Consider the following 24,523-nt stretch of genomic DNA (forward strand, 5'->3'; position numbering starts at 1 on the left):
GGAAGAAAGGACGAGAATCGTGCAGGCACTCACCTCATCAGTTCCCCTCGTCATCGGTGACCAACTGAGCGCATCGTCGACCGGGGCGACGTTCGACTCGATCAACCCGGCTGACGGGTCGCACCTGGCCAGCGTCGCCGAGGCCACGCCTCAGGACGTCGCGCGCGCCGTCGAGGCCGCGAGGGTCGCCGCCAAGGCGTGGCAGCGCATGCGTCCGGCTCAGCGGACCCGCTTGATGTTCCGCTACGCCGCGCTGATCGAGGAACACAAGACCGAGCTCGCTCAGCTGCAGAGCCGTGACATGGGCAAGCCCATCCGCGAGTCGCTGGGGGTCGACCTGCCGATCATGATCGAGACCCTCGAGTATTTCGCGGGCCTCGTGACCAAGATCGAAGGCCGCACGACGCCGGCCCCCGGACGCTTCCTCAATTACACCCTGCGTGAGCCGATCGGTGTGGTGGGCGCCATCACTCCCTGGAATTTCCCTGCAGTGCAGGCGGTCTGGAAGATCGCGCCGGCTCTGGCGATGGGCAATGCCATCGTGCTGAAGCCCGCGCAGCTCGCACCGCTCGTGCCCGTGGCACTCGGCGAACTCGCCCTCGAGGCAGGTCTGCCGCCCGGGCTGGTCAACGTCCTGCCGGGTCGCGGCTCGGTAGCGGGTAACGCGTTGGTGCAGCACCCGCTGGTCGGCAAGGTGACCTTCACCGGCTCGACCGAGGTCGGCCAGCAGATCGGCCGGATGGCAGCCGACCGTCTGATCACGGCCTCGTTGGAACTGGGCGGCAAGTCGGCGCTCGTGGCCTTCGGCGATTCGTCCCCGAAGGCTGTCGCAGCGATGGTCTTCCACGCGATGTACAGCAACCAGGGTGAGACCTGCACGGCGGCGAGCCGGCTGCTCGTCGAGCGGCCCATCTACGACGAAGTGATCGAGCTCGTCCAGAAGCGGGTCGAGGCCGCCCGCGTGGGCGACCCCCTAGACCCCGACACCGAGATCGGCCCGCTGATCAGTGCCGGACAACGAGAGTCGGTCCACTCGTACGTCGTCTCCGGGATCGAAGACGGTGCCAAGCTGATCAGCGGTGGAGGGCAGTCGCCGGACGGACCGGCAGAGCAGGGCTTCTACTACCGTCCAACGCTCTTCGCCGGGGTCACCGCGGATATGCGCATCGCCCGGGAAGAGATCTTCGGACCAGTGCTGTCAGTGCTGCCGTTCGAGGGTGAAGAGGAAGCGATCACCCTCGCCAACGACACCATCTACGGGCTGGCCGCGGGCGTCTTCACCCGCGACGTGGGTCGCGCGCTGCGGTTCGCACAGACGCTCGACGCCGGCACTGTGTGGATCAACAGCTGGGGAGTGCTCAACCCCGCGTCGCCGTATCGAGGCTTCGGGCAGAGCGGCTACGGCAGCGACCTGGGCCAGGCCGCCATCGAGAGCTTCACCAAGGAGAAGAGCATATGGGCACGCCTGGACTGACCTCCGGGTCGTCCCGACCACGGATAAGTCGGCTGATCGATGCCCGCCACACCCACGACTGGGAACCTGCGGCGGACTACACGATCACCGAGGACGCCCTCTTCTCACGCGACCCCGACGCCGTGGCCGTGCTGCGCGGGGGAACCCACGCGCCCGAGGAAGTGACGTTCGGCCAGATTCAGCGCGCCGCTGTACGCATCGCGGCTGTCCTCCGTTCCCGGGGAATCAATCCCGGTGACCGCGTGGTCCTGTACCTCGACCCCTCGGTGGAGGCCGCCGAGGTCGTCTTCGGGGTGCTGGTCGCCGGCGCCGTGCTCGTGCCCGTCCCACGACTGCTCACCGGTACGTCGGTGGCGCACCGGCTCGTCGATTCGGGCGCGACTGTGCTGGTCACGGACGGTCCCGGCCTCGACCGGCTGGAGTCGACGGGATGCTCCCTGCACGACGTCGACGTGCTCACGGTGGACGGCGCCCGCGGCCCGCGGCTCGGGGACCTGGCCGGCCGGGTCGACCCGCTGGCCCCTGCTCCCGGGCGGTCCTCGGATCCTGCCCTGCTGATGTACACGTCGGGCACCAGCGGTCCGGCCAAGGGCATCGTCCACGGACACCGTGCCCTGCTCGGACATGCCGGCGTCGATTACGCCTTCGAGCTGTTCAGGCCCGGTGACGTCTACTTCGGCACCGCGGACTGGGGTTGGATCGGCGGCCTGATGCTCGGCCTGCTGGTTCCGTGGTCGTTCGGCGTTCCCGTCGTGGCTCACCGGCCGCAGCGCTTCGACCCCGGCGCCACCCTGGACATGATGACCGGTCTCGGTGTGACGACCGCCTTCCTGCCGGCGTCGGTGCTGCGGATGTTCGCCGAACACGGGGAATCGGCTCCGCGCCGCCTCCGCGCGGTCGTGACCGGAGGAGAGCCCGCCGGTGCGGCGGAGCTCGGCTGGGCCCGGCACCATCTCAGCGACGCCGTCAACAAGGCATACGGCCAGACCGAGGCCAACGCCCTCATCGGGGACTCCGCGATACTCGGGTCCGTCGACGATGACACCATGGGCGCTCCGTATCCCGGGCACCGCATCGCCCTGCTCGACGAGGAGGGCACCCGCGTCGCGCCCGGCGAGGTCGGTGAGATCGCGCTGGGACTTCCGGATCCGGTTGCCCTCCTCGGTCATTGGGACGGCTCGTCCGCTCGGGTGGTACCCCCATCCGGAGGATGGCACCGGACAGGCGACCTGGCGCGGCTCTCACATGGACGACGACTGGAGTACCTCGGCCGCGCCGACGACGTGATCAAGAGCCGCGGTTACCGCATCGGCCCCGCGGAGATCGAAGAGGCCCTCAAGTGTCACCCCCAGGTCCTGGACGCGGCGGCCGTGGGGCTTCCCGACCGGGAGATGGGGCAACAGGTCAAGGCATTCGTGCACCTCGCTGCCGGCGAGCTCACCGAGGAGATAGCGAAACAGCTCCGAGAACTCGTCACGACAGCGGTCGGTCCACACGCACGGCCCCGGGAGATCGAGGCAGTCGCTACGTTGCCGCGCACCGAAACCGGCAAGATCCGGCGCCGTGAATTGGTGTCGCCTCCGGCTCCGTGAACTGGTGTCGCCCCCAACGTAAGCGCTGGGAAACCGAAAAGACGAACAAGTGGAAAGACGAAGCAATGCGTAAATTCTGGCACGTCGGCATAAATGTGACCGACATGGACAAATCGATCGACTTCTATCGAAGAGTCGGCTTCGAGGTAGCGCAGGACAAAGAGATCGAGGACAGCAACCTCGCGCGAGCATTCATGGTCGAAGGGGCCAGCAAGCTCCGCTTCGCGCACATGCGCTTGAACGACTCCCCGGACGAGGCCATGCTGGACCTCATCGAGTGGCGGGATGCACGCTCCGAGGGCCGAGCACAGAGCGACCTCGTGCACCCCGGCTTGTGCCGCTTCTCGATCCTCACCGACGACATCGACGCCGAATACGCACGGCTGGCGGACGACGGTGTCGAGTTCCTGCACTCGCCGCAGACCATCATGGGTCCGGACGGAGTCAACGGCTGGCGGCTGCTCTTCGCCCGCGATCCCGACGGCACACTGTTCCACTTCGCCGAATTGTTGGGGCAGGCGGCTACGGTCGGCTGACAGCAACGACACGACGAAGGTAGGAACCCTTGACGAAGGCAGAGGTCCCGGGCGGCGCGACCGACGAGCGGGGCGAGCAATCCAGCGAGCAGTTGGTACCTGCCGTCTCCCGCGCCACCCGCGTGCTGGAGACACTGGTTCAGCAGTCCGCCGGGGCGACGCTCACCGAGCTGGCCAAGCAGTGCGCCCTGGCGAAGAGCACGGCATCGGTCCTGCTCCGGACCATGGTGGTCGAGGGCCTCGTCGTGTACGACCAGGAGACGCGTCGGTACAACCTCGGCCCGCTGCTCGTGGAGTTCGGCGTCGCTGCGATCGCGCGAACGTCGGCGGTCGCCGCGTCGCGGACGTACATGGAGTGGTTGGCCGAGCGGACCGAGCTGGCATGTCTCGCCATCCAGCCGATGCCGGACGGGCACTTCACGGCGATCGCGAAGATCGAGAGCCGTAAGGCCGTCAAGGTCACCATCGAGGTCGGCGCGCGCTTCGACCGAGATACTCCGTTGATCAGCCGACTCGCGGCAGCATGGCCGAGCCGGGGTCGCCTGGAGGTTGTCGAGTATTCCGCCGAGGAACTCGAGGAGCTCCGGGCGCAGGGCTACGGCGCGGTCTACGGCGAATACCGGCCGGAACTCAACGTCGTGGGAGTTCCTGTGTTCGACCGCGACGGTGAGCCGTGCCTGTTCATTGCCCTGCTGGGTATCGGTGACGACCTCACGGCCGAGGGTGTGGCCGGGATCGCCGAGTACCTGGTAACGGCTTCGAGGGAGATCAGCTCGCATATCGGCGGCCGCATCCCCGAGGATTTCCCGGTGCCGGTGGGGACACCCGACCTCGGCGCCCGGCGCGGCTGACCAACCGGCATTTTTCTTCATGCGGCGGCCCCGCCGGGGCCCGCCGCTCCGAGTCGACCCTCAACGGTCGGCTGCCCGCCTGCGGTGCAACAGCCGGAGGTGTCCCGTCCAACGTTTGTAGGAGACATAGATGAAGAGCAGCAAAATCGCCGTCGTCGGCGGCACCGGACCCCAGGGTAAGGGGTTGGCCTACCGGTTCGCAGCGGCCGGCTGGCCCGTCGTCATCGGATCGCGTTCGGCCGAACGCGCGGAGGAGGCGGCGGCCGAGGTGCGCAGACACGCCGGTGACGGCGCCGTGGTCAGCGCCGCCGACAATGCGTCGGCTGCCGCCGACTGTTCCATCATTCTGCTGGTCGTCCCGTACGACGGCCATCGTGAGCTGGTCTCGGAACTGGCGCCCACTTTCGCGGGCAAGCTCGTCGTCAGCTGTGTGAATCCGCTCGGCTTCGACAAGTCCGGGGCCTACGGCTTGGATGTCGAGGAAGGCAGCGCTGCCGAGCAGCTGCGCGACCTCGTGCCCGATGCCACCGTTGTGGCGGCCTTCCATCACCTGTCGGCGATCAACCTCTGGGAGCACGAGGGCCTCCTCCCTGAGGATGTGCTCGTGTGCGGAGACGATCGGTCCGCCAAGGACGAGGTGGCTCGCCTGGCCGTCGCGATCACCGGTCGGCCGGGTATCGACGGAGGGGTGCTGCGGGTAGCTCGGCAGCTCGAACCGCTGACCGCCGTTCTGATCAACGTCAATCGGCGCTACAAGACGCGCTCGGGTCTCGCCGTGAATGGGGTTGTTCATGATTCACGAGCTGCGTGAGTACATTGCGCTACCGGGCCGCGCGGAGGAACTGCACCGCAGGTTCGCCGACGAGACGCTGGCCCTGTTCACGGAACTCGGGTTGCAGGTCGAGGGCTTCTGGCAGGAGGTCGGCAATCGTGCCCGGATCGTCTATCTCGTGGCCTTCCCCGATGTGGAGGCTGCGACGGCACACTGGGCCCGGTTCAAGGCCGATCCCCGGTGGCTTGCGCTGAAAGCCCGCACCGAGAGCGACGGGCCGCTCATCTCGGAGATCCGGAGCACGTTCATGGTCACTCCGGAGTACGCCCGACCCTGACCGGCGCGGCCCCCGAAAAAAGGTGCCGGTCGGCTCTTGACCGTGGCCGCCTTCTGTCCTTAGTCTGTTCCATATAGTGATTCGAGTTCATCATCATGAAAAGAAGTCCTATGATCAAAGGCATCCAGCTCCACGGATGGGCTGACGGGCCACAGATGGTGGAAGTGGCCGAGATCGCCGCCCGGAGTTTCGAGACCGTCTGGCTCAGCGACCAACTCCAGTCCCGGGGCGTCGCCGTCCTCCTCGGCGCGATCGCAGCGCGCACCGGTATGGGCGTCGGTACGGCGGTGACATTCCCCTTCGGACGCAACCCGCTCGAGATGGCATCCAACATGGCCACCCTTGCGGAGTTCGTGCCCGAAGGGCGCCGGGTCAGCATGGGAATCGGCACCGGCGGCGGACTGGTGAGTGCGCTCATGACGCGGCAGAATCCGACAGAATGCGTGGCCGAGTTCATCACGATGTGCCGGCTCCTCTGGCAGGGCGAGGCGATCCGCATGGGCGACTACCCGCGGACCTGCGCCGCCCTCGGATTGCGTGAGGACGGACGGGCGTCGTTCTCCTGGACAAGCAAGCCCGACGTACGCGTGATCGTCGCCGGCGCCGGACCGCGAGTGCTGGAGATGGCCGGCGAGCTCGCCGACGGCGTCATCTGCGCCAGCAACTTCCCGGCCCACAGTCTCGCGGCCTTTCGGAGCGGCCAGTTCGATGCGGTGAGCAATCTCGACTCACTGGACCGGGGACGCGAGCGCAGCAGGCGGGGGGAGTTCACCCGGATCTACGGCGTGAACCTGTCCGTGTCGGCCGACCGAGACAGCGCCCGTGCGGCCGCGCGACGGCAGGCCACCCTCATCGTGAGCCAGCAGCCTCCGGAGAACCTGCATCAGGTGGGCTTCGAACCCGCCGACTACGCCGCCACCCGAGCGGCACTCAAAGCTGGTGACGGCGTCGACGCGGCTGCCGACCTGCTCGAGCAGGAAGTCGCGGATCAGCTCGTCGTCTCCGGCACTCCCGGCGATTGCATCGAAGCGCTGGCCGAGCTGCTCGAGTATGCGGAGAATGCCGGATTCACCGAGGCCTACATCGGGGCCCCGGTGGGCCCCGATCCCCGCGAGGCGGTCGAGCTGCTCACCTCCCAGGTCCTGCCGGAGCTTCGATGAGCGCGGACGTGGAAGCGGTCCGAGACCTGTGCCCGGCCGAACAACTCGACGGTCTCGTGGTTCTCACGCTCAATCGTCCCGAGGCGCGCAACGCCCTCGACGTACCCCTGCTGCAGGCGTTCGTCGCCGGACTTGCCGCGGGGAGATCCGCGGGCGCCAGCGTCGTTCTGGTGCGCGCCGAAGGGCCCGCGTTCTGCGCCGGCGCCGACGTGCGTTCGGACGACGGCACCGCGATCGGCCGCCCGGGACTCCGGCGGCGGCTGATCGAGGAGAGCCTCGACCTGATGGGGGGCTACCCGGCCGCAGTCGTCGCCGTCCAGGGTGCCGCGGTCGGCGCCGGGTGGGCCATCGCCGCGGCTGCGGACATCACTCTGGCCGCGCCTGCCGCTTCATTCCGATTCCCCGAGCTCCCACTCGGATTCCCGCCACCCGACAGCACGGTGCGCAGGCTCGCGGCCGCCGTCGGCCCGGCGCGGGCGCTGCGGCTTCTGGCCCTGGACGAGCGCTGTGGCGCCGACGACGTCGCCAGGCTCGGCCTGGTGGACGTCATCCCCGAGGCTTCGCTCGACGGGACGGCGCGCGAGATGGCAGCCCGGCTCGCGGCTCTTCCGCCCGAGCTGCTGCGCAATCTCAAAGCAGGCCTCTCCGCCTCGGAAGCGGGCCCCCTACCGACCACCCTCGAAAGGCAGTCATGACCACCAGCATCCACACCCAGACCGAAGAGCAGACGCACCTCCGTACCGCTGCCCGGGGATTTCTGGCCCGGCACGCTCCCGCGCACGACGTGCGCATCTGGGACGAGGCGGGGTCGTATCCCGAACAGCTGTTCCGCGAGATTGCCGGCCTCGGGTGGTACGACGTGGTGGCCGGCGGCGAGGTCGTCGAGGAGACAGCCGGCCTGCTGATCACGCTCTGCGAAGAGATCGGCCGGGCAAGCTCCGACCTCGTGGCTCTGTTCAACCTCAACCTCAGCGGGCTGCGCGACATCCACCGCTGGGGCACACCCGAACAGCAACAGACGTACGGTGCACCGGTGCTGGCCGGTGATGCGCGCCTGTCGATCGCCGTGAGCGAACCGGACGTGGGCTCGGACGCCGCAAGCGTTGCCACGCGCGCCGAGAAGGTCGGCGACGGGTGGGTCCTCAACGGGCAGAAGACCTATTGCGAGGGCGCGGGCCTGCCCGGCGCGGTGATGGAACTCGTCGCCAGGGTGGGCGGGGGTGGCCGCAAGCGCGACCAGCTCGGTGTCTTTCTCGTGCCGGTCGACCATCCGGGTGTCGAGGTCCGCCGCATGCCTGCGCTCGGGCGGAACATCAGCGGCATCTACGAGGTCTTCTTGCGGGACGTCGCCCTCCCGGCGACGGCGGTGCTGGGTGAGCCCGGTGAAGGATGGCAGATCCTCAAGGAACGTCTGGTGCTCGAGCGGATCATGATCAGCTCCGGTTTCCTCGGAAGCGTGGCGGCGGTGCTCGACCTGACGATCCAGTACGCCAACGAACGCGAGCAGTTCGGCAAGGCGCTCTCGAGCTACCAGGGGGTGACGTTGCCCCTCGCCGAGATGTTCGTCAGGCTCGACGCGGCCCGGTGCGCCGTACGCCGTTCGGCCGACCTCTTCGACGCGGGCCTCCCATGCGAAGTGGAGAGCACCATGGCGAAGTTCCTCTCGGGCCAGCTCTACGCAGAGGCCTCTGCGCTGGCGATGCAGATCCAGGGTGCCTACGGCTACGTGCGCGACCATGCCCTGCCGATGCACCACTCCGACGGGATCATCGCCCGCGTCGTCGCGGGGCCGCCCTCGGTCCAGCTCGACTTCATTGCGCGGTCCATGGGCTTAGGGATCGGAGCGAGCAGATGACGAGTCTGAGCCGCGCGCTTGCGCGGGTGAGTTCCGCCAAGACAATCGACGCGGGCGAGGCCGAGGCTCTCCTGAGTGCGCGCGGTGCCGATCTCGACCGACTGTGCGAGGCCGCCGCGGCCGTCCGGTCGGCCGGCCTGTTCGACGCCGGACGCCCCGGGGTGGTGACCTACAGCCGGAAGGTGTTCATCCCGCTCACCCGTCTGTGCCGGGACCGCTGCCACTACTGCACCTTCGCGACGACGCCGGGACGCGTCGACGAACCCTTCCTGTCTCCCGACCAGGTGCTGGAGATTGCACGCGCGGGTGCCCGGATGGGTTGCAAGGAAGCGCTTTTCACACTGGGCGATCGTCCCGAGGACCGGTGGGACGCCGCCCGCGAGTGGCTGGAGTCGCGCGGTTACGCCGACACACTGTCCTACGTGCGGGCCATGGCGGTGCTGGTGCTCGAGGAGACCGGTCTGGTGCCGCATCTGAACCCGGGAATAATGTCCTGGGCGGAACTCCAGCGCCTCAAGCCGGTGGCCGGTTCCATGGGTTTGATGCTCGAGACCACTGCGCGCTCGCTGTGGGCGGAACCCGGGGGATGCCATTACGGTTCCCCGGACAAGGATCCCGCTGTTCGCCTGGCGTGCATCGAGGATGCGTCCCGCACCAACATTCCCTTTACGACCGGAATCCTGGTCGGGATCGGCGAGTCGCACGGCGACCGCGTGGAGTCCATCCTCCAGATCCGCCGGATTGCACGGCAGTACGGCGCCGTTCAAGAGGTGATCGTCCAGAATTTTCGTGCGAAGCCGGACACCGCGATGCGGTCGGCGGACGACGCAGACCTCGAAGAGTACCTGGCCACGATCGCAGTGGCCCGCATCCTGCTCGGACCCTCGATGCGTATCCAGGCCCCGCCCAACCTGTCGGAGCCGGACGAGCTGCGCCGGCTGCTGGCGGCCGGGGTCGACGACTGGGGTGGGGTGTCGCCACTGACCCCCGACCACGTGAACCCCGAGCGGCCCTGGCCGGAGATCGAGCGACTACGTGACCTGAGTGCTGCCGCCGGTTTCGAGCTCCGGGAGCGCCTCGCCGTCCAGCCGCAATACGTCCTCGCGGGGGAGCGGTGGGTCGACGCCCGCGTCCGGCCCCACCTGCTGGCGCTCGCCGACCTGGAGACCGGGCTGGCCGCCGACGTGCTGCCGGAGGGACGGCCGTGGCAGGATGCAGCGCCGGGCGAGTCCAGTGGCAGAACCGATCTGCACCTCGAGATCGACACGGAAGGGCGTCGGACCGATACCCGCAGTGACTTCGCGAACGCCTTCGGTGACTGGACTGTGCTCGGCGAGGAGATGACAGCACGCGCCGGTGCCGGCGCCCATTCTCGACTGGGCAGTGAAGTACTCGCCGCTTTGCGCGCGGCCGAGCGGAACCCCGCCGGGCTCAGCGACGCAGAGGCCCTTGCCCTCATTCACTGCGACGGCGCCGATCTGGATGCCCTGTGCGCGTTGGCGGATCAGGTCCGGCAGTCGACGGTGGGCGACGCGGTGACGTATGTCGTCAACCGGAACCTGAACTTCAGCAACGTCTGCTACACCGGATGTCGCTTCTGTGCGTTCGCGCAACGCGCAAGCGACGCCGATTCGTACCGGCTCTCCATCCCCGAGGTGGGGGAGCGGGTCGCCCAGGCCTGGGAGGTAGGCGCCACCGAGATCTGCATGCAGGGCGGCATCGACCCGGGCCTGCCCAGCACCATCCATCTGGACCTGGCCGCCGAAACGAAACGCCGGAGCCCGCAGATCCACCTCCACGCGTTCTCGCCCATGGAGATCGTGAGCGGGGCCTCGCGCATGGGCATCTCGGTGGCCGAATGGCTCACCGAGGCACGCAGAGCCGGTCTCGACTCCGTGCCAGGCACCGCCGCCGAGATCCTGGACGACGAGGTTCGGTGGGTGCTGACCAAGGGCAAACTCCCCGCGGCCGAGTGGATTCGGGTCGTCAAGACCGCGCACGAACTCGGGATCCGCACCACCGCCACGATGATGTACGGCCACGTGGACGAACCCCGGCACTGGGTCGGCCACCTCCGTGTCCTGCTCGACATCCAGAGGGAGACAGGCGGCTTCACGGAATTCGTTCCGCTGCCATTCGTGCACCAGAGCTCGCCGATCTACCTTGCAGGTCTGGCACGACCAGGCCCGACCCGACGGGACAACCGCGCAGTCCACGCGATGGCGCGGCTGATGTTGCACGGTCAGATCGACAACATCCAGTGCTCATGGGTCAAGCTCGGTCCGGACGAATGTGTGGAACTACTCCGCGGCGGGGTCAACGACCTCGGCGGCACCCTGATGGAGGAGACCATCAGCAGGATGGCCGGTTCGACCAACGGCTCGATGAAGACCATCGCAGACATCACCCACATGGCCGGTTCGGCAGGCCGGCCGGCCCGGCAGCGCACCACCACGTATGAAGAGGTCGACGCCGAACGCACCGCTGCGGCTGAGCGATTCGACGACCAGGTGAGGACCGTGCTGCCACTGAGCGTGGGGATGGTCGCACAGTGAGTGCGGCACGTGGCGAATCCTTGGGCCGAGGGCCCCACGGGCCCTGGGTGGCCGTCATTCCCCAGCGTGACATCACGTCCGCGAAATCTCGGCTCCTGCTCCGGCCGGAGTCCCGGCAAGTGATCGTGCGTGCCATGTTCCGAGATACGGTCTCCGCGGTACTGGCGGCCTCGCAGGTGGAGGCGGTCCTCGTTGTCGTCGACCGGATTCAGGACGCCGCCCACGTTCGGTCGCCTGATGTCGTTCCCTTGGTGGCGCCGGACGCGGGCGGTATGAACGCCGCTCTGTGTGAGGGCGGACGTCGCGCTCGCGAGTTGTGGACACGTTGCCGGCTGGCGGCAATTCCCGCCGATCTCCCGAGCCTGCGCAGCGAGGACCTGGACGTCGCGCTGAAGGTGGCTGGGCGACACGAGCGTACGTTCGTCGCGGACTGGCGACGTGAGGGAACGAGTCTCCTGACAGCCTCCGAGGGCGTAGACCTGGCTCCGAAATTCGGAAGACGCTCACGGTTGGCGCATCTGGATTCCGGAGCAGTGGAGACGCTGGACTCGAACATCGAGTCCCTACGTCGGGACGTGGACGATCTCGACGACCTACTGGACGCCGCCGTGAGACGGCCCGGTGCGACCCTGAGCGCCGTCCTGCGCAGTCTGGGGCACCCCTTCGAGTTGGAGTCGGCTCGGCGGTCCTTCGCCACTCTTCAGTCATAACCAGCACAAACGATCTACGAGCGAATGGGCTCAGCGTCACTGACGCTCGACCGTGGACGCGGTCGATTCGGCCTGCCTCCATCAGTATTCAGACCCGGTCTCCGCATCCCAGCGGTTCCCTCACCTATCGAGGAGACACATGAACATTCGATTCAGCCTTCCCACATATGTAGGCGTCGCAGTGCTTGCTTTTCTTGCGATAGCCGCCGACGGCTACGACCTCGCCATCTTCGGTGCCGCGACGCCGAAACTGCTCCACTACGCTGATTGGGGTCTGACTACCGCGCAAGTCGGAGTGGTCGCCAGTGCGGCGATCATGGGGATGGGTATCGGATCCATCGCAGCAGGCGTGCTCGCCGACCGATATGGTGTCCGGCGATTGTTCCTACTCTCCGTCACCTGGTTCTCCGTCGGCATGATGCTGTGCGCCGCGGCACCCACCGCAGAACTGCTGGGTGCCGCCCGGTTCATCGCCGGGTTCGGCCTCGGTGGGGTGGTGCCCACTGCGGTCGCAGTGACGATGAGTGTCGTACCGGCAGAACGGAAGAATTTTCTCAACGGCGTGATCCTGGCAGGCATACCCATAGGTGGCGTCCTTGCCGCTCTCACCGCCCTGGCCTTCCTCGACGTGCTGGGCTGGCGCGGCGTCTTCTTCGTCGGGGGCGCTTTTCCCCTGCTGACAGTGGTACCGATTGCCGCGGTGAAACTCCGGCGGTGGGTACCTACGCCGAACGCTCTGCGTTCGGACGGCGGGGCCACGCGCCGCGCCTTGCGCGACGTCTTCAAGAATCTCGGACCCACTGGATGGGGAGCCCTGGCGGTGTTCACCGCGCTGACCTTCTGTGGCCAGATCCAGTGGTACGGACTGCTCACCTGGTTGCCGCAGATCATGAAGGCGAGCGGTTACTCTCTCGGATCCGCGTTGGTCTTTCTGGTGATCTTCAGTATCGGTGCTGCCACCGGTGCGTCCGGAGGCTCCTGGATTGCGGACAAGTTCGGAGAACGTCGCGCAGTTCTTGCCGCCTTCACAGTCGGCGCGGTCGCCGTCATGACCCTCGCGGTACACCTGCCGTCGCCGGTCCTCTACGTTTTCCTGTTCCTCGCCGGGGCGGGGACGGGGGGTACGCAGCCGATCGTCTTCGGATACGTGGCCACCTACTTCCCCGTCGATATCCGCACCAGCGTTCTCGGATTCGTTTCCGGAGTGGGCCGGATCGGTGGTGTCTGTGGACCGATCCTGGGCGGCCTTCTCGCCGGCCGGCCGCCGATCGTCATCTTCTCTGCTCTCTCCGGGATCGGGGTGTTCGCCGCACTTCTCTGCTGCGTCGCGTTGGCGGCGAACAAGTCCGAGATGGACGACACCACCATTACGGCAAGCACCCCAGCCGAGGTCTGAGTGAACGTGACCGTGTTGGTTGGCGGGGTGGGCGGGGCCCGGTTCCTGCAGGGGGTGCGCAGGCTTCTCGGTGCCGATTCGGGCCACCGCGTCACTGCCGTGGTCAACGTCGGCGACGACGTGTGGTTGCACGGTCTGCGGATCTGCCCGGACCTGGACACCTGCATGTACACCCTCGGTGGGGGTATCGATCCCGAGCGAGGGTGGGGGCATGCGGGCGAAACCTGGAATGCCAAGGAGGAAGTCGCCGCGTACGGGGCGAAGCCGGAGTGGTTCGGGCTCGGCGACCGGGACATCGCCACGCACCTGATCCGCTCGCAGATGCTGCGCACCGGGTATCCGTTGTCGGCGGTGACGGAGGCGTTGTGCAACCGGTGGCAGCCGGGGGTGACGCTGCTCCCGGTGACCGACGATCGTAGTGAAACTCACGTCGTGATCACCGATCCCGACGACGGGGAGCAGCGGGCGATCCACTTCCAGGAGTGGTGGGTTCGGCACCGCGCGCAGGTGCCGACGCACAGCTTCGCGCACATCGGCGCCGAGCAGGCCACCCCGGCACCGGGGGTGCTCGCGGCGATCGAGAACGCCGACATCGTGTTGCTGGCTCCGTCCAATCCGGTGGTCAGCGTCGGGGCGATCCTCGCGGTCCCCGGGATCCGGGGTGCGTTGCGGACCACGGCGGCGAAGGTGGTCGGGATCTCCCCGATCATCGGCGGAAAACCGTTGCGCGGCATGGCCGACGAATGTCTCGACGTCATCGGTGTGGAGACCTCCGCGGAGGCGATCGGGCGTTGGTACGGGGCGCGGAGCGGGACCGGGATCCTCGACGGCTGGCTGATTCACGACACCGATTCCGCCGAGGTGCCGGGCGTGGACGTGCGGGAAGTCCCGCTGATCATGACCGACCCTGACACGACCGCCGACATGGTCCGTGCCGCACTCGACTTGGTAGGGGCTCTTCTGTGAGTGAATTTGCGCGACAATCCGATCACGCGCCGGGCCGCGCGCTCGAGATCCGCCCGGTGACCGGGCTGCCGGAGTTCCGGCCCGGCGACGACCTGGCCGCGGCGATCGTCGCGGCGGCGCCGTGGCTGCGGGACGGGGACGTCCTGGTGGTCACCAGCAAGGTGTTCTCGAAGGTGGAGGGCCGGATCGTGACGTCCCCGACCGACCCCGAGGAACGGGACGCGGCCCGGTGGCGGCTGGTCGAGCAGGAAGCGGTGCGCGTCGTCGCACGCAAGGGCCGGACCCTGATCACCGAGAACCGGCTCGGGATCGTCCAAGCGGCGTCCGGGATCGATGGTTCCAACGTCGACGGTTCCGAACTCGCTCTGCTGCCGGAGGATCCGGACGGCAGTGCCCGCGTACTCCGCGATGCCGTAAAGGACGCGCTCGGTGTCACGGTCGCGGTGGTGGTCACCGACACCATGGGGCGGGCGTGGCGCAACGGGCAGATCGACGCCGCGATCGGCGCAGCCGGTGTTCCGGTGCTGCACAGGTACGCCGGGGCGCGTGACAGTCAGGGCAACGAGTTGGTCGTGACAGAGGTCGCGGTCGCCGACGAGATCGCCGCGGCTGGTGACTTGGTCAAGGGCAAACTCGGTGGGGTGCCTGTCGCCGTGGTGCGTGGCCTGGAGCTGGTCGACGACGGTTCGCGGGCGCAGGACCTGAATCGTCGCGGCGCGGAGGATATGTTCTGGCTCGGCACCGCCGAATCCGTCGAGATGGGACGGTCGGAGGCGGTGCTGCTGCGCCGCTCGGTGCGGGAGTTCGCCGACGACCCGGTCGACCCGGCGGCGGTGCGGGCGTCGATCGCGCAGGCGCTGACCGCTCCGGCGCCGCACCACACCCGGCCGGTCCGGTTCGTGTGGGTCCGCACCCGCGCGGTCCGCGACGAATTGTTGTCCCGGATGGCCGAGCAGTGGCGCGGCGACCTCACGTCCGACGGCCTGAGCGCCGATGCCGTGCAGGCGCGGGTGGCCCGCGGGAACATCCTGTGGGATGCCCCGGAGGTGATCGTCCCGTTCTGCGTCCCCGACGGCGCCCACGACTATCCCGATCCGCGGAGGCGGGCGGCGGAGGCAACGATGTTCACCGTCGCGGTCGGTGCGGCGGTGCAGGGTCTGCTGGTGTCGTTGGCGACCAAGGGAATCGGGAGCTGCTGGATCGGGTCGACGATCTTCGCCGCCGACACCGTCCGCGACGTCCTCGACCTGCCCGCGGACTGGCACCCCCTCGGCGCGATCGCGGTCGGTCACCCCCTCGAACCACTGACACCCCGCACCGCTGGCGGCCCCGGCGACGCCCTGATCGAGAAATAACCGCCTCACAACCAGCCCTGCCTGATCGATCAATTCCGACGACACGCTGACGCGGATCGTCGATAGCGAAGGGAAACGAGTAGAGAATGACCATCGTGTCCGAGCCCACCACAGCGCGGAAGGTCGAGTTGACCGACGAAGAGATCTTCGCCGGCCACATCGGGGGGAAGCTCTCCGTAGAGACCACCACCGCTCTCGATTCGCAGCGCGCCCTGTCCATCGCCTACACGCCCGGTGTCGCGCAGGTCTCCCGCGCCATCGCGGCCGACGAGACTCTCGCCGACCGGTACACCTGGACCAACCGCCTCGTGGTCGTCGTCTCCGACGGCTCCGCGGTCCTCGGTCTCGGCGACATCGGCCCCCGCGCCTCGCTTCCGGTGATGGAGGGCAAGTCCGCGCTGTTCAAGAACTTCGCCGGCCTGAACTCGATCCCCCTGGTCCTGGACACGAAGGACCCCGACGAGATCGTCGAGACCCTGATCCGGCTGCGCCCGAGCTTCGGGGCGGTCAATTTGGAGGACATCTCCGCCCCGCGCTGCTTCGAGATCGAACAACGCGTCATCGAGGCGCTGGACTGCCCGGTCATGCACGACGACCAGCACGGCACCGCCATCGTCGTCCTCGCCGCGCTCAAGGGTGCGGTCAAGGTCCAGGACCGGGACCTGTCCGCGCTGCGGGTGGTGATCTCCGGGGCCGGTGCCGCCGGCGTGGCGTGTGCGAACATCCTGCTCGCCGCCGGCATCGCCGACGTGACCGTCCTCGATTCGAAGGGCATCGTCTCCGCCGACCGCCAGGATCTGAACGCGGTGAAGGTGGATTTGGCGGCCCGCACCAACCCGGCCGCACGCCGCGGCGGCATCGTCGAGGCCCTGGACGGTGCGGACGTGTTCCTCGGGGTGTCCGCGGGCACGGTGCCGGAGGAACTCATCGCGACCATGGCGGAGAACTCCATCGTGTTCGCGCTGTCGAACCCGGACCCGGAGATCCACCCCGACGTCGCCCGCAAGCATGCGGCGATCGTCGCCACCGGGCGCAGCGATTTCCCGAACCAGATCAACAACGTGCTCGCCTTCCCCGGTGTGTTCCGCGGCGCCCTGGACGCCGGTGCCCGCCGGATCACCGAGGGCATGAAACTTGCCGCCGCCGAGGCCATCCTCTCGGTCGTCGGTGACGAGCTGGCTGTAGACAAGATCGTTCCCAGCCCGCTCGATCCTCGCGTGGCCCCCGCTGTCGCGGAGGCAGTCGCCGCCGCTGCTCGTGCAGAAGGCGTCACCGGCTAGCGAGAATCCGTCGAACACCCCGGACCGGAGCCCGCACCCAGGCCATGGTCCGGGGTGATCGCGAGCGACGGCGCAGTGTCAGGGCACCACAAGGAGAACTCGAACAACCGAGACATGACCCCTCAACGGCCGCGCACGAAACGGGATACGCGTACCGACCGATATCACCGGGCGATCATGGAATTCCACCGAGCATGGGAACCTTTCGGTGGTCCCAGTGCCGCAGACATCTTCACCGAGTTCGGGCTCACCGTGAACCAGTACTACGCTCGATACCGTGCCGTCACGCGCACCAGCAGCAGCACGAATGTGGCCACTAGAGACCGAACTGCCCGTCGCACAGCCTGAACCGCCCATTTTCGGTCCGCCCCGGAGTGGCAGGCCGTTGCCGGTATGTGTGATGCAGCGCACCTCAAGTTTTTGACCTACGGGTACATAAAAGTACTACAATGGGAATACGAGAGCTCGGGAAGAGCGTTGAAGTTCGAGCCGAATATCCTGGTAGACAATGGCGTCGACCTGTTCCGGCGTCAGAGTTTCTTCAACTTCGGTGGTATCCGCGGCGATGGGGCACGGAGAGCCGGCGCCTGTGACGTGGGCGCTCCGTGAAGACTCGGCGGAAGCGCAGTGAAGCGAACAGAAGCGAAGCAGGAGAATGGCTGTGTCAATCAACATGACCGGACCAAGTACGACGACCGACGCGGCGGCCGAATCCATTGCGGGCAGCCGGCCACCGGTAGCGCGGACGACGTCGATCCCGCCGAAGCCGGCGGATGCTCCGGTGGCCGCGTTCCCCAAGGCGCCGACTGAACCGGCTGAGGGCAGATCCACTGGGACCGCTATTCGCGGGGTGGCCAGGGCTCTGGTCGCCAACATGACCGCCAGCTTGAGTATTCCGACGGCCACGAGTGTCCGCACGATCCCGGCGAAGCTCATGATCGACAATCGCATCGTCATCAATAGCCACATGACACGGGCGCGCGGCGGCAAGATCAGTTTCACGCATCTGATCGGCTGGGCGCTCGTGAAGGCCCTCGCGGATTTCCCGAGCCAGACCGTGTCCTACGCCGAAGTGGACGGAAAGCCGTTCGCTGTGACGCCGGACCACGTGAACCTCGGAATCGCCGTCGATGTAACGAAACCCGATGGATCACGATTCCTTGTCGTTCCGAACATCAAGCGGGCAGACGGGATGAGCTTCGGTGAATTCCTGGCGGCGTATGAGACTCTCATCGTCAAGTCGCGAACCAACGCACTGACCGTCGAGGATTTCGCCGGTACGACACTGTCGCTGACCAACCCTGGCGGCATCGGGACGGAACATTCGATCACCCGGCTGATGGAAGGCCAGGGGTGTGTCATCGGTGCGGGCGCTCTGGAATATCCGGCAGAGTTCCAGGGGGCCAGCGAACAGACCCTTGCCGATCTCGCGATCAGCAAGACAATCACCCTGACGAGCACATACGATCACCGGGTCATCCAGGGCGCGGCGTCGGGAGAGTTCCTCAGGCGAGTCCACGAACTCCTCACCGGGCAGTCCGGGTTCTACGAAGAGATATTCGCGGCGTTGCGAATTCCGTACGAGCCGATCCACTGGGCACCCGACATCAGGGTGGATCCGGCGAGTGCGGTGGACAAGACAGCGCGCGTGCAGCAGCTCATCGACGCGTACCGTACCCGCGGGCATTTGATGGCCGACATCGACCCGCTCGAGTACGCACAGAGATCCCACCCCGATCTGGACGTGGCCAGTCACGGGCTCACGTTCTGGGACCTGGACCGGGAATTCGTCACCGGTGATTTCGGCGGTGACCAGCGGCAGATGAAGCTCCGCAACATCGTCGGTGTTCTGCGTGACGCCTATTGCCGCACCGTCGGCATCGAGTACATGCACATCCAGGATCCGGAGCAACGCGCGTGGATCCAGGACAGGGTCGAGCTGCCTTACACGAAGCCGACCCACGACGAGCAGATGCGGATCCTGGGCAAGCTCAACGAGGCGGAAGCCTTCGAGACCTTTCTCCAGACCAAATACATCGGCCAGACGCGCTTCAGTCTCGAAGGCGGCGAGTCGACGATCCCGTTGTTGGACGCGATCATGCATGCGGCGGCCGACAGTGGTCTCGACGGTGTGGCCATCGCGATGGCGCACCGGGGACGGCTCAGCGTGCTCACGAACATCGCAGGAAAGACCTACGGTCAGGTGTTCCACGAATTCGAGGGAACGGATGTCTCGGACAATTCCGACGGCTCGGGGGACGTGAAGTACCACCTGGGCACCGAAGGAATCTTCACTGGCGCGGGCGGCGAGAGGATCCCGGTCTACGTGGGGGCGAATCCGTCCCATCTCGACGCGGTCGACGGCGTGCTGGAGGGCATCGTGCGTGCCCGGCAGGACCTGAGGCCGGCCGGTGCGTTCGGCACCTTGCCGATCATCATCCACGGTGACGCGGCGATGGCCGGTCAGGGTGTCGTCGGAGAGACCATGCAGATGTCGCAGCTGCGCGGCTACCGCACGGGTGGCACGATCCGCATCAACATCAACAACCAGGTGGGCTTCACGACCCTGCCGGGTGAGGCACGAAGCTCCGTCTACTCGACGGACGTCGCCAAGACGATCCAGGCGCCGATCTTTCATGTCAACGGAGACGATCCCGAGGCAGTTGTCCGGGTCGCGGAGCTTGCTTTCGCCTACCGCCAGAGGTTCCACCGCGAGGTGGTCATCGACCTCATCTGCTACCGCCGGCGTGGCCACAACGAGGCCGACGATCCGTCGATGACGCAGCCGCAGATGTACGACCGCATCGAGGGCAAGCGCAGTGTCCGGACCCTCTACACGGAGGCTCTGGTCGGTCGTGGTGACATCACCCTCGACGAGTACGAGCAGGCCAATGCGGACTTCCGCGGTCGTCTCGAGAGCGCGTTCGCCGAAACCCATGCCGAACAGAACGACCTGGTGCCGGACTCCTCGACACATCCGATCGACGCGCTGGAGAGGATGCTCGCAACCGAACCCGAGGCGCGGAGGAGCCCCGACGCCACCGGGGTGAGTCCCGACGTGATCGCTCTGGTGGGAGATGCCTTCGACCATCGGCCGTCCGGCTTCACCGTCCACCCGAAGTTGCAACAGTTGCTCGACAAGCGAGTGCAGATGAGTCGCGGCGGGGACATCGATTGGGCCTTCGCCGAACTACTGGCCTTCGGTTCACTGTTGGTGGAGGGGACACCCGTCCGGCTGACCGGTCAGGACAGTCGCCGGGGCACATTCGTCCAACGCCATGCGGTGCTTCACGACCGTGACAATGGTCGGGAATGGCTCCCGCTCACCAACATTGCCGAGGACCAGGGTCGATTCTGGATCTACGATTCGCTGCTCAGTGAGTACGCCGTAATGGGATTCGAGTACGGCTATTCGGTGGAACGATCCGACGCGCTGGTGCTGTGGGAGGCGCAGTTCGGCGATTTCGTGAACGGCGCTCAGATCATCGTCGACGAGTTCATCAGCTCGGCCGACCAGAAATGGGGACAGCAGTCCTCGCTTGTACTGCTCCTGCCACACGGCTACGAGGGCAGCGGACCGGATCACTCGTCGGCGCGCATCGAACGCTTCCTCCAGCTCTGCGCGGAGAACAACATGACGGTGGCGCAACCGTCGACCCCCGCATCGTATTTCCACCTCCTCCGGCGCCAGGCCTACGCTCGCCCACGCAAACCGCTCGTCGTGTTCACCCCGAAGTCGATGTTGCGCATGCGCGCAGCGACCAGCGCCCTGTCCGAATTCACCACCGGTACATTCGAACCCGTCGTCGACGATCAGCGGGATGTCGACAAGGCCGACGTGCGCCGCGTGCTGTTGGTGTCGGGGAAGCTGTACTACGAGTTGCTCAACAGGCTCGCCAAGTCTCCGGATCCACGGATCGCTCTGGTGCGGATTGAACAGTTCTACCCGCTGCCGGAAGCGGAACTGGCCGATGTCGTCGGCACCTACCCCGACGCCGAGCTGGTATGGGTGCAGGAAGAGCCGAGAAACCAAGGCGCCTGGACGTTCCTCCTCAGCGAGCTCGGGACCATCGGCTCTCGTCGTATTCGCCTCGTGTCTCGCCCGGCCTCTGCCGCCCCGGCAACGGGTTCGAGCAAACGGCACACCCAGGAACAGCGGAAGCTCATCGACGAGGCGCTGGAGAAGCAGGCCTGAGCCGGCACTCTGCCGCTCACGCCGCCTCGCGGGGCTGCCACCGTGCGCCGTTTTGTCGTAACGTCGTAGGAGTGAGGTCGACGAATGACCGACCGCTGTTCCTGGTGACCGGTGTGGGCAGTGGTCACGGCAGCATCAGCCGACTGGTCGCCGAGTTGCTCCTGCAGAGCGGCGCGCCGGTGCGGGCGATGGTTCATCGCGATGACGGCCGTGCCGACGCTCTACGGGAGTTGGGAGCAGAGATCGTCGCCGGTGATCTGACGTGCCCCGGCGACGTCGCTGCGGCGCTGGCGGGCGTTACGCGGATGTTCTTCAACATGAGTGTCTCCGCGGATTATCTGGAAGCCGCCGCGGTTGTCGGCGCGATTGCCGACGAGCGGGGCGATCTCGCGGCGTTGGTGAACATGTCGCAGATGACGGTGTCGCAGATGACGTCGACCAGCACCGAGGAGTCCCGGCATCAACGACTGCACTGGCTCGCCGAGCGCATTCTGAACTGGTCCGGTCTGCCCGTCGTACATGTCAGACCGACGGTCTTTCTGGATAATCCGCTGTTCACCCTCATGGCGAGCCGTTCGGTCGCCGAACGTGGCGTTCTGGCTTTGCCGTTCGGGACCGGGAGGACCTCGCCCATCGCCGCCACCGATGTGGCCCGGGTCGTCGCCGCCCTACTCCAGGATCCAGCAGATCGCGTCGGGCACGTTTACGAGCTGACCGGCCCCGCCGTTCTCGACATCGAGGGACTCGCCGAGCAGTACACCCGCGGCCTGGGTCGGCCGGTAACCGGATCCGATCTGCCCTACGACGACTTCGTGGAGCTGTTGGGCGCGGTGCCGGGTATCTCGTCGCATACCGTGCAACACCTCCTCACGGTCGCGAAACTGCACCGCGACGATCGCTACAACCGGCTGACCACCGACGTCGAGAACGTGACCGGACAGCCCGCGCAGACGGTCGAGCAATACATCGCCGCACACCGCGAGTTGTTCTCGACGACGGACGCCCCCGGTAGCACCGACTGAAGAAGTCGTTCAGCGAAGGTGGTCTTGCCGGCGCCGCACGTAGACGTTCTGCAGCACGAACCCGATCGGCCACGACGGTGGAAACAGGAACAGTCCGACCGCGGCGAAGTCGGGGCTCCATCAGTACGGCCACGCCGCCGCGACCGCGGCGGCCCGCCACTGCCGCAGGGCGAGGAACAGGATCTCGAAGTAGGCGGGTCAGCGTGCCCCGGCGCCCAGCCCGATGCCCACCCCGCGCAGAAGGCTGCGCTCGGGCCGGGCGAAGTCCCACAGCACCCACAGCATCAGCACGAGGTCGATCTGGCCGTAGAACAGAGTCCGGATTCGTTACCGCCCCGTACCGGCTCCGAGAGGCCGCGGAGCGCTGTCGAAATCGTTGACGGACATCCGAGCGCGTGCAACACTGAACTAGATGGTTCAGCATTCGGTTCTCGACGCCACGTTCGCCGCACTGGCGGACCCCACCCGGCGTGGGATTCTCGACCGACTCGGCGACGGCGCCTGCACGATCAGCGACCTGGCCGAAGCCTTCGAGATGACCCTCACCGGCATCAAGAAGCACGTGCGACTGCTCGAAGATGCGGGGATGGTCGTGACCGAGAAACGGGGCCGGGTGCGGTACTGCATGCTGGGGACGAATTCCCTCGAGCGTGAGGTTGCCTGGATCCGCGACTACCAGAAGTCGCTCGAAGGTCGGCTGAACCGTCTGGACGAATTCCTCAATCGAACGGAAGGTACGTCATGAGCACCTCACAGTCCTCCACCGCCGCGACCCTCTCGACACCGACGGACCGAGAGATCCACGTCGAACGCATTTTCAATGCCCCGCGCGACCGGGTGTGGGCGGCGTTCACGACACCGGACCTGCTGGCGCAGTGGTGGGGCCGCGGTAACCGCCTCGATGTCGAGCGCTGGGAGTTCGAGCGTGGCGGGCACTGGCGCGTCGTCGAACACGCCGACGACGACTCCCACGGATTCGAGGGCAGGTTCCGGGAGATCACCCCGCAAGAGCGCCTGGTGTACACGTTCGAGTGGGACGGCATGCCCGGCCACGTCATCATCGAGAACAACTCCTTCACCGACCTCGGGGACGGACGCACGCGGCTGTCCGTCGTCAGTCAGTTCCACACCCCCGAGGAGCGCGACGGCATGCTGCAGTCCGGTATGGAAGGCGGCATGAACGAAAGCTACGCGGCGCTCGATGCCGTTCTGGCGCAAACGAGCTGGTAGCCGCCGATCACTCGACGAGCACGCAGCGGGCGCCGCTGAAGATGGTGGGCATGCACTTGTTGCAATGGATGCACAGTGACCGGGCGCGGGGCTCGGACCGGATGCGGTTCACCAGATCGGGTTCGCGCAGCAGTGCGCGGGCCATGGCGACGAATTCGAAGCCCTCGGCCATGGCGGTGTCCATGCCGGCCCGGTCGGTGACGCCGCCGAGCAGGACGAGCGGCAAGGTCACCGCCGCGCGGATCTGGCGTGCGTGCTCGAGCATGAACAGGTCGCGGTAGGGGTAGGCGTGGATCATCGACTTGCCCACCAGGTGCACGCCGAGTCGGACCGGTTGCGGCATGGCGGCGGCGAACTCGCGGACCGGTGCGTCGCCCTTGAACAGATACATGGGATTGAGAAGCGAACTGCCCATGGTGAGTTCGAGGGCGTCGACGCTGCCGTCGCGTTCCAGCAGTCGGGCCACCTGGATGGCCTCGTCGAGCCAGAATCCACCGGGCACGCCGTCGTCCATGTTGAGTTTGGCGAGGATCGCGACCCTGCCGCCGACGGTCTCGCGCACGGTCCGGGCGACGTTCCGCACCACCCGGGCCCGATTGCCGAGCGATCCGCCGTACGAATCCGTGCGCCGGTTCAGCTTCGGGCTGAGAAAGGAACTGGCGAAGTAGTTGTGGCCGAAGTGAATCTCGACGGCGTCGAACCCGGACTCGACCGCGAGCCGTGCCGCGGTGCCGTGCGCGGCGGTGATCCTGGCGATGTCGGCCGCGCTCGCGCTGCGGATCATGCGCATGCTGAGCGGGTTGAACGATCGCGACGGTGCGAGCGCGGGCAGTCCGGTGGACTTCTCGTTCGCGACGGGTCCGGCGTGACCGAGTTGGGCGGAGGCGGCCGCCCCCTCGGCGTGGATGGCGTCGGTGAGCTTGCGCAGGCCGGGCACCGCGTCGGGGCGCATCCACAACTGCCCACGTTCGGTGCGACCCTCAGGTGCGACGGCGCAGTAGGCCACCGTCGACATTCCGACGCCACCAGCCGCGGGGCGGCGATGGAACTCGATCAGGTCGTCGGTGACCAGTGCGTCGGGCGTGCGGCCCTCGAACGTCGCCGACTTGATGATCCGGTTGCGTAACGTGATGGGACCCAACGTGGCCGGAGCGAAAACGTCTGGTGGTGTCGTCATGTCCGGCCCTTCGTCGCGGACATCCGACGGTAGGTCACGACGCGGTGGGACGAGAAGGAA

21 protein-coding genes are annotated in these 24,523 nt (G+C 67.0%); 19 read left to right on the forward strand and 2 right to left on the reverse strand.

What is annotated here, in order from left to right; translation table 11 throughout:
• Positions 1-19: 19 nt before the first annotated feature.
• The 17 genes from H0B43_RS20790 to H0B43_RS20870 all read left to right on the forward strand — a co-directional run bounded on the left by H0B43_RS20790 (position 20) and on the right by H0B43_RS20870 (position 22,056).
• The gene (locus tag H0B43_RS20790; protein ID WP_185726221.1) at positions 20-1,474 is read left to right on the forward strand and encodes an aldehyde dehydrogenase; all 1,455 of its coding nucleotides are present in this window, start codon (positions 20-22) and stop codon (positions 1,472-1,474) included.
• Positions 1,456-3,066: an AMP-binding protein gene (locus H0B43_RS20795; RefSeq protein ID WP_185726220.1), complete on the forward strand. Its 1,611-nt coding sequence runs from the start codon at positions 1,456-1,458 to the stop codon at positions 3,064-3,066. The genes H0B43_RS20790 and H0B43_RS20795 overlap by 19 nt, the downstream gene beginning before the upstream one ends.
• Before the next feature lie 65 nt (positions 3,067-3,131).
• Positions 3,132-3,602 carry a VOC family protein gene (locus H0B43_RS20800; RefSeq protein WP_185726219.1) on the forward strand — a complete coding sequence of 157 codons (471 nt, stop codon included), beginning with the start codon at positions 3,132-3,134 and terminating at the stop codon, positions 3,600-3,602.
• A gap of 29 nt (positions 3,603-3,631) precedes the next feature.
• Positions 3,632-4,453, forward strand: a complete 822-nt coding sequence (locus H0B43_RS20805) for an IclR family transcriptional regulator (RefSeq protein WP_185726218.1) — start codon at positions 3,632-3,634, stop codon at positions 4,451-4,453.
• A gap of 130 nt (positions 4,454-4,583) precedes the next feature.
• Positions 4,584-5,264 (forward strand): NADPH-dependent F420 reductase, encoded by a 681-nt coding sequence (gene npdG / locus H0B43_RS20810; RefSeq protein WP_185726217.1) that lies wholly within the window; start codon positions 4,584-4,586, stop codon positions 5,262-5,264.
• The gene (locus tag H0B43_RS20815; protein WP_185726216.1) at positions 5,245-5,562 is read left to right on the forward strand and encodes an NIPSNAP family protein; all 318 of its coding nucleotides are present in this window, start codon (positions 5,245-5,247) and stop codon (positions 5,560-5,562) included. Before npdG ends, H0B43_RS20815 begins: the two co-directional genes overlap by 20 nt.
• A 110-nt stretch (positions 5,563-5,672) precedes the next feature.
• Entirely contained in the window at positions 5,673-6,722 is a 1,050-nt protein-coding gene (locus H0B43_RS20820) for an LLM class flavin-dependent oxidoreductase (RefSeq protein WP_185726215.1), read from the forward strand.
• Positions 6,719-7,417: an enoyl-CoA hydratase/isomerase family protein gene (locus tag H0B43_RS20825; protein ID WP_252189746.1), complete on the forward strand. Its 699-nt coding sequence runs from the start codon at positions 6,719-6,721 to the stop codon at positions 7,415-7,417. Before H0B43_RS20820 ends, H0B43_RS20825 begins: the two co-directional genes overlap by 4 nt.
• Positions 7,414-8,577 (forward strand): acyl-CoA dehydrogenase family protein, encoded by a 1,164-nt coding sequence (locus H0B43_RS20830; RefSeq protein ID WP_185726214.1) that lies wholly within the window; start codon positions 7,414-7,416, stop codon positions 8,575-8,577. Before H0B43_RS20825 ends, H0B43_RS20830 begins: the two co-directional genes overlap by 4 nt.
• Positions 8,574-11,132 carry a bifunctional FO biosynthesis protein CofGH gene (locus H0B43_RS20835; protein ID WP_185726213.1) on the forward strand — a complete coding sequence of 853 codons (2,559 nt, stop codon included), beginning with the start codon at positions 8,574-8,576 and terminating at the stop codon, positions 11,130-11,132. The genes H0B43_RS20830 and H0B43_RS20835 overlap by 4 nt, the downstream gene beginning before the upstream one ends.
• Positions 11,133-11,179: 47 nt before the next feature.
• Entirely contained in the window at positions 11,180-11,842 is a 663-nt protein-coding gene (cofC, locus tag H0B43_RS20840; RefSeq protein WP_312037624.1) for a 2-phospho-L-lactate guanylyltransferase, read from the forward strand.
• A gap of 139 nt (positions 11,843-11,981) precedes the next feature.
• Complete coding sequence (locus tag H0B43_RS20845; RefSeq protein WP_185726212.1) at positions 11,982-13,238, forward strand: MFS transporter; 1,257 nt, start codon at positions 11,982-11,984, stop codon at positions 13,236-13,238.
• On the forward strand, positions 13,239-14,204 hold the full coding sequence (cofD, locus tag H0B43_RS20850; RefSeq protein ID WP_185726211.1) for a 2-phospho-L-lactate transferase: 966 nt from the start codon (positions 13,239-13,241) through the stop codon (positions 14,202-14,204). It abuts the gene before it with no gap.
• A complete protein-coding gene (locus tag H0B43_RS20855) occupies positions 14,201-15,559 on the forward strand; it encodes a coenzyme F420-0:L-glutamate ligase (protein ID WP_185726210.1) in 1,359 nt (452 codons plus the stop codon). Before cofD ends, H0B43_RS20855 begins: the two co-directional genes overlap by 4 nt.
• A gap of 86 nt (positions 15,560-15,645) precedes the next feature.
• Positions 15,646-16,839: an NADP-dependent malic enzyme gene (locus H0B43_RS20860; RefSeq protein ID WP_185726209.1), complete on the forward strand. Its 1,194-nt coding sequence runs from the start codon at positions 15,646-15,648 to the stop codon at positions 16,837-16,839.
• Between the two features lie 673 nt (positions 16,840-17,512).
• Entirely contained in the window at positions 17,513-21,034 is a 3,522-nt protein-coding gene (locus H0B43_RS20865) for a multifunctional oxoglutarate decarboxylase/oxoglutarate dehydrogenase thiamine pyrophosphate-binding subunit/dihydrolipoyllysine-residue succinyltransferase subunit (protein ID WP_312037645.1), read from the forward strand.
• A gap of 71 nt (positions 21,035-21,105) precedes the next feature.
• Entirely contained in the window at positions 21,106-22,056 is a 951-nt protein-coding gene (locus H0B43_RS20870) for an NAD(P)H-binding protein (protein ID WP_312033685.1), read from the forward strand.
• Positions 22,057-22,254: 198 nt separating this feature from the next.
• On the opposite strand, the gene H0B43_RS41680 is transcribed toward H0B43_RS20870, so the two are convergent.
• Positions 22,255-22,380, reverse strand: coding sequence for a glycosyltransferase 87 family protein (locus H0B43_RS41680; protein ID WP_312037646.1), 126 nt, complete (start codon positions 22,378-22,380; stop codon positions 22,255-22,257).
• 88 nt (positions 22,381-22,468) lie between these two features.
• Between H0B43_RS41680 and H0B43_RS20880 the strand changes: the two genes are divergently transcribed.
• Both H0B43_RS20880 and H0B43_RS20885 read left to right on the forward strand, forming a co-directional pair.
• Positions 22,469-22,801, forward strand: coding sequence for a helix-turn-helix transcriptional regulator (locus H0B43_RS20880; protein WP_185726207.1), 333 nt, complete (start codon positions 22,469-22,471; stop codon positions 22,799-22,801).
• Positions 22,798-23,286, forward strand: a complete 489-nt coding sequence (locus tag H0B43_RS20885; RefSeq protein WP_185726206.1) for an SRPBCC family protein — start codon at positions 22,798-22,800, stop codon at positions 23,284-23,286. Before H0B43_RS20880 ends, H0B43_RS20885 begins: the two co-directional genes overlap by 4 nt.
• 7 nt (positions 23,287-23,293) lie before the next feature.
• Here H0B43_RS20885 and H0B43_RS20890 read toward each other — a convergent pair whose 3' ends face one another.
• Positions 23,294-24,463 (reverse strand): NADH:flavin oxidoreductase, encoded by a 1,170-nt coding sequence (locus H0B43_RS20890; RefSeq protein WP_185726205.1) that lies wholly within the window; start codon positions 24,461-24,463, stop codon positions 23,294-23,296.
• Between the last annotated feature and the right edge of the window lie 60 nt (positions 24,464-24,523).

It is taken from the genome of Rhodococcus sp. 4CII (genome assembly GCF_014256275.1).
Lineage (GTDB): Bacteria > Actinomycetota > Actinomycetes > Mycobacteriales > Mycobacteriaceae > Rhodococcus_F > Rhodococcus_F wratislaviensis_A.